1 protein-coding gene is annotated in these 431 nt (G+C 76.6%); it reads right to left on the reverse strand.

Features of this window, described 5'->3' with window-relative positions; all coding sequences use genetic code 11:
- The coding region (locus RNC47_RS37045) for a condensation domain-containing protein (protein WP_311605264.1) at nucleotides 1-407 on the reverse strand (407 nt) is incomplete at its 3' end.
- Nucleotides 408-431 lie beyond the last annotated feature (24 nt).

Raw genomic sequence — 431 nt, forward strand, 5'->3', positions numbered from 1 at the left:
TTCAGGGGCACCGACCCGCCCCGGTGGGAGGGGGTGGCAGGGCGGGGCCGGTCCGTCGGCAGCGGTGTCTCCTGCGGCAGGCCGTCCAGGGCGTTCCGCCAGTGGCCGAGCTGCGCCGCCAGGGCGCTGTCCGGGTCGTCCCGCCTGCCCAGCGCCGCGCGTTGCCACAGGGCGAAGTCGGCGTACTGCAACGGCAGCGGCTCCCACCGGGGAGCCCCGCCCGCATGCCGCGCGGCGTACGCGGTGGACAGATCGCGCAGCAGCAGCCGTTCCGACCAGGCGTCGCCCGCGATGTGGTGGGCCACCAGCAGCAGTACGTGCTCGTCGGCGGCGGACGTGAACAGCCGGGCGCGCAGCGGGATGTCCGACACCAGGTCGAAGGGCTCGCGGGCCGCGCGCTCCAGCACACCGGGCAGCTCCCCGGCCGCTCC

It is taken from the genome of Streptomyces millisiae, from assembly GCF_031845425.1.
Lineage (GTDB): Bacteria > Actinomycetota > Actinomycetes > Streptomycetales > Streptomycetaceae > Streptomyces > Streptomyces millisiae.